Genomic DNA, 9,270 nt, shown 5'->3' with positions numbered 1-9,270 from the left:
ACTAACGGCGCGGCTTACCGTGTGAGAACTTTCCATTTCCAGCCTTACTATTCGCAGCACGGCGCTCACGACGACTCTCCCGCTTGGCTCTATCCGCTTTTTGCATCACATCTTCCGGTAGCCGTTTCATCAATTCGACTGGCGCCATTTCGCACAACAATTTCTGCCCCAACAACTTTTCGATCTCTGGCAACAAGAAACTGTCATCTTCGCTGGCAAAACTGATGGAGACACCTTTGGCTCCCGCGCGGCCAGTACGCCCGATACGATGCACATAGTCATCCGCCACTTCCGGCAAGGTGTAGTTGATGACATGGCTGATGCCGTCGACATGGATACCCCTACCCGCAACATCGGTAGCCACCAAGACCTGCATCTGCCCACTGCGAAAACGCTCCAGTGTTTTGATACGTTTATCTTGATCTACTTCACCGCTCAAAATGCCACAAGCGACACCACAGGCGCGCAATTGCTCAAATAAATCGCGGCAAATATCGCGGCGATTGGCAAACACAATCAGGCTTTGCACATCCTGTGCCCGCAATAAGTTCATCAATACTGTGAACTTTTCATCACGGCTCATCATGTAAACACGCTGCTCGACATTGTCTGTCGCTGCGCGCTCAGGTTGAATCTCAATGTGCGCAGGCTCGCAGGTCCACTGCTTCACCAAGTTCAGCACATCGTAATTAAATGTCGCACTGAACAATAAAGTCTGACGATTTTCTTTTGGTGGTGTGGCGCGCACAATGCGTTTCACTTGTGGGATAAAACCCATATCCAACATGCGATCCGCTTCATCAATAACGAGACATTCGACTTCATCGAGATGCACATCACGGCTTTCTAAAAAATCAATCAAACGCCCAGGTGTCGCCACCAAAATATCTACCAATTTTGAATGCAAATGATTTTTCTGTTTTTGGTAATCCATACCGCCCACTAAAGTCTGCACAGACAAATCACAATATTTACATAATGCTTCAGCATCTTTGCCAATTTGCAGCGCCAGCTCGCGCGTTGGCGCCAACACAATCGCGCGCGCTTCACCCGCATAGCGCTGATGCTCGATAGGATTTTTTAATAAATCGTAAATAACAGAAATCAAAAACGCGGCTGTTTTCCCCGTACCAGTTTGCGCTTTGCCAACCACATCACCACCGCGCAAGGTATAAGGCAAAGATTGCGCTTGAATCGGCGAACAATAACTAAAACCCAGATCAGCAATGGCATGCATCAAAGCATCAGGCAAATCAAAATCATGGAAGCGCGTTTTCCCTTCTATCGCTTCAACAATAAATTCATCACGACTCCATGTAGAAACCGGCGTGTTTTTTGCAAGCATTTTTTCGTCGTGTTGTTTTTTGCCACCACGATTGCGACGCTTTTTTGTGGCTGAGTGATTGTTATTATTTTTTGTGTCGCTGCTGCTCTGCGCAGAAGGTTTATGTTCCGCGACAGGCGTATGTGTAGACTTGGAACGAAAAGGAATTTTAGAAAGTATCTTAGAAAACAACGCGGTATCCGCCATTTAGGGTAAAAGCGGCGGTCAGCATAACAAAAACAGCGGTTCCAGTGAGGTTTAAGTGCTGCTCTCATGCTCCGCAAGCAGCGCCAACAACTGCACTTCGTCCCACACCGGCACACCCAACTGCTCCGCTTTTGCCAATTTAGAGCCTGCATCACTGCCCGCAATCACTGCGCTGGTTTTAGCAGAAACAGAACCTGCTACTTTTGCTCCCAACGCCTGTAAGCGCTCTTTCGCTGTTTGTCTATCCAAATTTTCCAATGTGCCAGTCAGCACTAAAGTCATGCCCTGCAAAGGACTCGCATTTTCTACTGCAGTAATAGGTGGCCAATGCACACCTGCATGACGCAGCGCATCAATCACTGCGGTATTGCGCGTATCAGCAAAAAACTCCACGATGTAGTGCGCCACCACTGGCCCCACATCCGGCGTCTGCTGCAAACGCACCACATCAGCAGCAGCCAGCGCTTCCAGAGAGCCAAAATGCTGCGCCAGTGTTTGCGCTGTCGCCTCGCCCACTTCGCGAATACCCAAAGCGTACAAAAAGCGCGGCAACGAAGTGTCGCAAGAAGCGGCAATGGCTGCGCACAAATTTTCGGCTGATTTTTCACCCATGCGATCTAAGGCCGCCAAAACAGGAAGCGTCAGTGCGTACAAATCAGCAGGCGATTGCACAAGGTCGTTATCCACCAACTGCTCAACCAATTTATCGCCCAAGCCATCAATATCCATCGCTCGGCGTTGCGCGAAATGTTTGATCGCTTCTTTGCGCTGTGCAGCACAAATCAAACCACCACTGCAACGCGCTACGGCTTCGTTGTCTGATTTTTCGACGGGCGACGAGCACACAGGGCAAACGGTTGGCAGCAAAACAACTTGTGCATTTGATGGTCTGCGCTGCGGTAATACTTGCACAATTTGTGGAATCACATCACCTGCGCGGCGCACAATCACTGTGTCGCCCACATGCAAATCTAAACGCGCCACTTCATCCATATTGTGCAAAGTCGCATTGCTCACCGTCACACCGCCAACAAACACCGGTTCTAAGCGCGCCACGGGTGTGATTGCACCCGTTCTACCCACTTGAAAATCAACTGCCTGCACTATCGTCATTTCTTCTTGCGCGGGAAACTTTCGTGCAATTGCCCAACGCGGCGCGCGCGCAACAAAACCTAATGTTTTTTGCAGCGAAATATCATTCACTTTATAAACGATGCCGTCGATATCGTAATCCAAACTTGCGCGTCTTTCTGACAACGCATTGTAAAAATGAATACAACCATCTACGCCAGAAACTACTTGCAATTCAGTGTTAACTGGTAAACCCCATGAACCCAGTACGCGCAAAATGTCCGCGTGTTTCTCTGGCAACTTGCCGCCTTCCACTGCACCAACGCCGTAGACAAAAAAACTGAGTGGGCGCTGGGCGGTGATGCGTGAATCCAACTGACGCAAACTACCTGCCGCAGCATTACGCGGATTGACAAAAGTTTTTTCACCCGCCGCTACTGCAGCAGCATTCATTTTTTCAAACCCTTTCAGCGGCATAAATACTTCACCGCGCACTTCTAACAGTGCAGGAATATTTTTGCCGTGTAAGCGCAGAGGAATCACTGCAATCGTACGCAAATTGGCCGTAATATCTTCGCCGCTGCTGCCATCGCCACGCGTTGCGCCGCGCACAAAAATACCATTGCGATATAACAGTGAAACTGCCAAGCCATCTAACTTTGGTTCGCAACAATACTCAATAACCAATTCTGATTTGAGGCGATCATGATTGCGGCGATCAAACGCCATCACATCCTCATCAGAAAAAGCATTATCCAAGGACAACATCGGCATTTCATGCTGCACGGTTGCAAATTGTGATAATGGCGCAGCGCCAACGCGCTGACTAGGAGAATCCGCACTTACCCACGCGGGATGATTCGCCTCAGCGCGTAATAATTGTTGTAAGAGGCGGTCGTATTCCGCGTCAGTGATTTCTGGTGCATCCAACGCATAATAGCGATGGCTGTGTTGATGCAGCTCTTCCTTCAACGCATCGTATTGCTGGCGAGTGATAGCGTGGTCTTGCTCACCAAATAAATCACTTTGCGACACGCAGCACGCCTCGATCAGCGAGCACGCAAACGGGTTTGCATTTCAAATTGACGAATACGCTGACGGTTATGCTCGATCGTTTGATTGGTTAGCACACTGCGTTGATCATCGCGCAATTCGCCATTTAATCGTGTGGCAATAGCACGCGCTGTATCCAGCATAGTATCAAACACTTCCATCGCATTACCGCGCAGTGCGCTCATCGACAAAAACATGGTGATACCTGGCGTTTGCAAGTCACTCATCTGATTCAAATCAAATGAGCCAGGGTTCACAATATTAGCGACGCTAAACAATGAATCATTTTCCGTTTGTTCACCGGTGTAATAGTGAAACCAATTGTAATGCCCGTAGCGCAAACCGCGTTCTAAAAACATATCCAGTAGTACCGCACCATTGAAGCCGTTGCGATCGCGGGCCACCACACAAATAATGATTAAATCATCCAAAGGTAATTGTTGATTCTTTGGCTCTGCAGCAACAGCCTGCGCACCTATTTTATCTTTTCTTGCTTCTAAAATAGGTTTGGTTGGTTTTTGAATGGTCGGCTCACGGCGTGGTGCAGGTTTATCGGGCGGCCTTTTATATACTCTCGATTCACTCACCACTTCTGATTCACCCAAGCCCAATGGCTGCGTGGCAGTATCAAAAACCGGAGAAGCATTGCGCACGCCTCGCGCATCAGGAATGTTTTTTTCTTGTCGAACTTCTGGAATTTCTTTATCGCTCTTTTCTTCAACGACACCAAAATCTTCATCAACATCATCACCCAAACCTAATTCTGGCTCGATGCGTTCTGTGCGTTCTTCTTTTTTTACATCCAACAAAATAGGAGCCACTTGCGCAAGATCAGCAGGATCACGACTAGCTTTTTTTGTCCAAGATTCAGATAAATCTTTTTTGCTTTCTTCATTGTCTTGCTGGGGTTGTGCAACAACACGCGCTCTTCCCACAGAAAAATCATCACCAAAATCGTCTGGATCATTGCGATCCATACTTTGATTCATTTTGTCACTCATCAACAGCGAATCACGACGCGCATTGCGTGCGCGACGCAAACCGTCCAGCAAGATTGCCGCAACGACAAGAATTCCAAGAGCTATTAGCGATTCAGGCATGCCAGCAAGTCCCTACCCCATGTCAAAACTGCAACTATTTTACACAGGCGTAGCACTTATAAAAGCTGAAAACTGGCGCGCCCGGAGGGATTCGAACCCCCGACCATCCGCTTAGAAGGCGGATGCTCTATCCGGCTGAGCTACGGGCGCAGATACAGAAAAGAGGATACAGGTAAGGGGCAAAAAGATGGTCGGGGTAGAGAGATTCGAACTCCCGACATCCTGCTCCCAAAGCAGGCGCGCTACCAGACTGCGCTATACCCCGATTCAAACAGCGTGAGCCGAAGCCCCTACTGAGGGGCGGCATTCTACTGACTGCCCCCAAGAGCGTCAATCTGAAAAATAGCCTGTTTTTGCTTCTGCTAGACTGCGCGCCTTTCAGAAAAACTACGACTAAACAACGATGTCTAAAATCACCGCCACCGACCCACTCGCCGCCCTGCTCGACAACATCCGCATTGTGCTGATTAACACGCAGCATCCGGGCAATATCGGTGCAGCAGCGCGCGCAATGAAAAACATGGGGCTGTCGCAGTTGTATTTAGTGGAGCCACAAAACTTTCCGCACGAGCAAGCCATCTGGCGTTCCGGTAACGCTACCGATGTGGTTGAAGCGGCGCGCGTGGTAAACACGCTCGATGAAGCGATTGGAGATTGCGGCTTGGTACTAGGCACTAGTGCGCGCGAGCGCAGCATTCCGTGGATGTTGCACTCGGTGCGTGACGCAGGCATCAGCGCGGTGCGCGAAGCAGCGCAACATCCTGTCGCAATTTTATTTGGACGCGAAGATCGCGGTCTCACCAATGAAGAATTGCATCGCTGCAACGCGCATCTGCACATTCCATCCAACCCTGTTTACAGCGCACTAAACATTGCAGCGGCTGTGCAAGTGGTGAGCTATGAACTGCGCATGGCGGCGCACGCGCAATCCGAAATCCCTGAGCTGCAAAACTGGAGCGATTGGGACATCAAACCCGCAACCGCAAAAGAACTGGATTACTACTTAAACCATTTAGAACAAACGCTGGTAGATATCGGTTTTCATAATCGTGACAACCCACGCCAAACCATGCCGCGTCTGCGGCGATTATTTTCGCGTATTCGTCCCGATCAAATGGAATTGAGTATTTTGCACGGCGTCCTCACTGGCACGCAGCATATCGTGCAAAAAAACCAAAAGCTGCTGACAGATAAAAAAACATCCGACAATATTTAATTTTTTTACGCTTTGCCATCACGCAATTCACGGCGCAAATTTTTTCCGACATTGGATTTTGGCAAACTGTCGCGAAACTCAATGGCATCTGGCGCTTTGTAGCCCGTTAAATGTTCGCGCGCGTAAGCCTTCAAATCTTCTTTCGTTAACGCAGGATTGCGCGACACCACAAACAACTTCACCGCTTCACCTGTTTTTTCTGAAGGCACACCCACAACCGCACATTCCACCACATCAGGGTGTGCGCTCATCACATTTTCCACTTCATTCGGATAAACATTGAAGCCTGACACAATAATCATGTCTTTTTTGCGGTCCACAATACGGATGTAACCATCAGGGTCTACCACCGCAATATCACCCGTGTGCAGCCAACCGTTAATAATCGTTTTTTGCGTTTCATCATCGCGTTGCCAATAACCTTGCATCACTTGCGGACCTTGCACACACAATTCACCCGCTTCACCCACAGGCTGCACGACATCGTCGTTATCAACCACTTTTACTGTTACATCAGCCACAGGAATGCCGATGGTTCCCAATTTGGCAGCGCCGTAAGGGTTAATCGTTACCACAGGCGATGTTTCCGTCATGCCGTAACCTTCCAAAACAGAACAACCCGTTACGGTTTTCCAACGCTTGGCAGCAGTTTCTGTCAGCGCCATACCACCAGAAAATGTTAGTTTCAACGCAGAAAAATTGAGTTTTTGAAACGCGGCGTGATTTGATAACGCAACAAACAAAGTATTGATACCAACAAAAAACGAACAGGGATTGTTTGACCACGCATCGACCACACTATCCAAATCGCGCGGATTAGGTATCAACACGGAATGACTGCCGGATTCCACCAATAACACGGTGTGCAGCATAAAAGCATAAATGTGATACAGCGGCAGCGGCGCCAACGCCACTTCGCCGCCATTTTTCACGCCGGCTTTTTCCATAAAAATTCTGCACTGGCGCATATTTGCCAGCAAATTGGCGTGCGTGAGCTTTACGCCTTTTGCCACGCCCGTTGTACCGCCTGTGTATTGCAATACAGCAATATCGTTTGCCTTGATGGATGTCGCTTGCAGATTTTTTTCATCGCCTTGCGCCAACGCATTACGAAAAGAAATGGCCTGCAGCAGATGGTAAGCAGGCACCATTTTTTTCAGGTAGCGCACCGCCGCGTTGATAAAAAATCTTTTGGGAAATGGATGTAAATCAGCCAGTTCTGTGACAACCACGTGACGCAACTGTGTTTTGGCAATAATAGATTCCAGCTTGCTCGCCATGTTCGCCAAAATCACAATCGCCGTTGCGCCAGAATCAGATAGCTGATGTTGCATTTCATCCGGTGTGTACAGCGGATTGACATTGACAACCACCATCCCCGCGCGCAGCGCACCAAACACAGCAACGGGATACTGCAATACATTCGGCAACTGCAACGCCACGCGATCACCGGGCTGCAAACGCAGAGTGTTTTGCAAAAAAGCGGCAAACTTCCGCGACAAACAATCAAGCTCCGCATAGTTAATTGTCTGCCCCATGCAACTGTAAGCAGGGCGAGAAGCGTACTTTGCTAATGACTGCGCAAGAATATCCGGCATGGTTTGCGCAGCATCCGATTGATGATCCAATGTTGTGGGATAGCCCAGTGCCGCTTGCGCCGCACGAATAGGAATCATCACATCTTGCTGCTTTTCCATTTCTATTGCTGACATACATCACCTACGCTTGGCGTTCCCTAATATCATGATTATAGTGACGACTTCCCACTCATACCAAGACGCACACCGTGCCCATCCCTACCCATAACAACTCACACAACAATGCGCCCCTGTTACGCCTGCTTTTACTAGGCATTGTTATTCCTGCACTGCTCGGCATCTTCACTTATGTCGGTTTTTTCACCAACTACACCACTGCTGTTTTTTCACAAGCTGGTTTTGAGCAACAGTATTTGCACAGTAGCATCTACCGTTTTCGTGTACTCGGCAGCCATACTTTGCTGTGGGTCTATGAACAGATAAAAACTTGGCCGCTGGCTGATTTTGCGCCCTACGGCTTAAAGTCTGTCGATAAAAATGGTGACGCTAATTTTTACTACGCTTACTTCTTCACTAATACCGCTTTTTTGATTGCCACTTGCAGCACACTGGTGATTGCGCTGCTGCGTTATGTGCCGCAAAAAGATTTTCTGCATATCGATCTGCCCGTATTGTTTCTGGCATTGATGATGAGTTTTGCGCAATTTGTGATTACGCCGTATGACACGCTGTCTTATTTTTTATTGGCACTATCACTGCTACCTTGCATGAAAGCACAACCCACCTGGCTCGATGATTTACTGCTCGGTGTCACTTTGATCTTAGCAACGCTGACGCGAGAAACCGCCGCACTCACCTTGTCTTTCTATTTCACCGTGCACTATCGCCAGATCCTCAGCAGGAAAATCACGCCAGAAAAAATTCGCCTGCTGTGCATGATTGTTATTTTCTTACTGGCTTATTGGCTGCTGCGCTGGCACTTGGGCATGGAAGATGCTACACACAAAAGTTTTCGACTGCTGCGCAATTTCAGCAACGACCCCCTGCCTATCATCGGCGCAATATTCTTCCCCGCTGTGTTGGCTTTATTTTTCACTGATAGCGACGGCAAAACATCGCTAAAGATTTTCTTACTGGCTTCACTGCCCTACTGGTTAGCGATGTTTTGTGTCGCTTATCCTTGGGAAATTCGTCTGTGGGTACCCATTTTTCTTGTGATGGCGTTTATCAAACTCAGCCATCAAGCCCTTGCTTCTTTATCAACACCTAATGGAAACACCGCACCATGACGACCGTACAAAATATTCCTTTTGCTGATATTGAAATTGGTATGCAACGCCAATACAGCAAAACACTCACCGAGCGCGATATTCAACTGTTTGCCGATACTTCTGGCGATCACAACCCTGTGCACATGAACGCGGATTACGCCGCCACGACTACGTTTGGTGAACGCATTGCGCATGGTATGTGGAGTGGCGCACTGATTTCTGCGGCAATTGCCACTACCCTGCCAGGGCCTGGCGCGGTGTATCGTAGTCAAACGCTAAAATTTTCTAAGCCGGTAAAACTGGGCGACACCATCACCATCACGCTCACTGTGACAGAGAAAAAAGATCGCGTGAAATTACTGACGATTGAATGCGAAGGAAAAAATCAGCACGGCGACACCGTGGTGAAAGGCGAAGCGGAAGTGATTGCGAGTGCCGACAGCGTATCGTTTGAATTGTAAAAGCTACAAATTCACAAAGCTGTAATTTT

Annotated in this window: 7 protein-coding genes and 2 tRNA genes; 3 read left to right on the top strand and 6 right to left on the bottom strand. The window is 48.6% G+C overall.

Features of this window, described 5'->3' with window-relative positions:
* Position 1: 1 nt before the first annotated feature.
* The 5 genes from rhlB to R3E63_08895 form a co-directional block, all read right to left on the bottom strand.
* Complete coding sequence (gene rhlB / locus R3E63_08915) at positions 2-1,345, bottom strand: ATP-dependent RNA helicase RhlB (GenBank protein ID MEZ5540042.1); 1,344 nt, start codon at positions 1,343-1,345, stop codon at positions 2-4.
* Between the two features lie 237 nt (positions 1,346-1,582).
* The gene (gene ligA, locus R3E63_08910; GenBank protein ID MEZ5540041.1) at positions 1,583-3,598 is read right to left on the bottom strand and encodes an NAD-dependent DNA ligase LigA; all 2,016 of its coding nucleotides are present in this window, start codon (positions 3,596-3,598) and stop codon (positions 1,583-1,585) included.
* A gap of 53 nt (positions 3,599-3,651) precedes the next feature.
* A complete protein-coding gene (zipA, locus tag R3E63_08905) occupies positions 3,652-4,755 on the bottom strand; it encodes a cell division protein ZipA (protein MEZ5540040.1) in 1,104 nt (367 codons plus the stop codon).
* Positions 4,756-4,828: 73 nt separating this feature from the next.
* A tRNA-Arg gene (locus R3E63_08900) sits at positions 4,829-4,905 on the bottom strand.
* 38 nt (positions 4,906-4,943) lie between these two features.
* A tRNA-Pro gene (locus R3E63_08895) sits at positions 4,944-5,020 on the bottom strand.
* Positions 5,021-5,158: 138 nt separating this feature from the next.
* Between R3E63_08895 and R3E63_08890 the strand changes: the two genes are divergently transcribed.
* The gene (locus R3E63_08890) at positions 5,159-5,971 is read left to right on the top strand and encodes an RNA methyltransferase (protein MEZ5540039.1); all 813 of its coding nucleotides are present in this window, start codon (positions 5,159-5,161) and stop codon (positions 5,969-5,971) included.
* Positions 5,972-5,976: 5 nt separating this feature from the next.
* Here the strand turns inward: R3E63_08890 and R3E63_08885 are convergent, their stop codons facing one another.
* Entirely contained in the window at positions 5,977-7,683 is a 1,707-nt protein-coding gene (locus R3E63_08885) for an AMP-binding protein (protein ID MEZ5540038.1), read from the bottom strand.
* Between the two features lie 74 nt (positions 7,684-7,757).
* Here R3E63_08885 and R3E63_08880 point away from each other — a divergent pair, with 74 nt between their 5' ends.
* Positions 7,758-8,798: a hypothetical protein gene (locus tag R3E63_08880; protein ID MEZ5540037.1), complete on the top strand. Its 1,041-nt coding sequence runs from the start codon at positions 7,758-7,760 to the stop codon at positions 8,796-8,798.
* Positions 8,795-9,241 carry a MaoC family dehydratase gene (locus tag R3E63_08875; protein MEZ5540036.1) on the top strand — a complete coding sequence of 149 codons (447 nt, stop codon included), beginning with the start codon at positions 8,795-8,797 and terminating at the stop codon, positions 9,239-9,241. Before R3E63_08880 ends, R3E63_08875 begins: the two co-directional genes overlap by 4 nt.
* The last annotated feature ends 29 nt before the right edge of the window (positions 9,242-9,270 follow it).

It is taken from the genome of Pseudomonadales bacterium (assembly GCA_041395665.1).
GTDB lineage: Bacteria > Pseudomonadota > Gammaproteobacteria > Pseudomonadales > UBA7239 > UBA7239.
The sequence above is the reverse complement of the archived record's forward strand: the minus strand, read 5'-3'. Positions and strand labels throughout refer to the sequence as shown.

Coding starts and splice junctions, on each gene's coding strand:
- rhlB (MEZ5540042.1), bottom strand. CDS start 1,345: ATGCTTGCAAAAAACACGCCGGTTTCTACATGGAGTCGTGATGAATTT.
- zipA (MEZ5540040.1), bottom strand. CDS start 4,755: ATGCCTGAATCGCTAATAGCTCTTGGAATTCTTGTCGTTGCGGCAATC.
- R3E63_08890 (MEZ5540039.1), top strand. CDS start 5,159: ATGTCTAAAATCACCGCCACCGACCCACTCGCCGCCCTGCTCGACAAC.
- R3E63_08885 (MEZ5540038.1), bottom strand. CDS start 7,683: ATGTCAGCAATAGAAATGGAAAAGCAGCAAGATGTGATGATTCCTATT.
- R3E63_08875 (MEZ5540036.1), top strand. CDS start 8,795: ATGACGACCGTACAAAATATTCCTTTTGCTGATATTGAAATTGGTATG.